1 pseudogene is annotated in these 281 nt (G+C 36.7%); it reads left to right on the top strand.

The features are described 5' to 3' along the window. A pseudogene (locus CVH10_RS26765) lies at positions 1 to 281 on the top strand (replication initiation protein); the annotation flags it as partial.

The following is a 281-nucleotide window of genomic DNA, read 5'->3' as shown; positions in this document are numbered from 1 at the left end:
GTTAAAAAAGGGCGTTCTGTGGTCGGCTTTAAGTTTACGGTAAGAGAAAAGCCCACCCCCAAATTGATAGTGCCTGAACGAGATCAAAACACGGTAGATATGTTTCGTAGCTTGTCTGATAATCAAATCAATATGTACAGTTCTATTTTGTCAAAAGTAAGTAGTATTAGTGATCTGGCTGGAGCAAAAGATTATCAAGCATTTGCAATATGGATCTCTAATATCTTAAGAGATCCAAAATCAGTCCGAGAAGAAACGGCAAAACGTATATTTAAAGCTTT

The sequence above is a fragment of the Halomonas sp. ND22Bw genome, from assembly GCF_003011945.1.
GTDB lineage: Bacteria > Pseudomonadota > Gammaproteobacteria > Pseudomonadales > Halomonadaceae > Halomonas > Halomonas halophila.
Note: the sequence above shows the minus strand (reverse complement) of the source record. Positions and strands in the feature narration are given on the sequence as shown.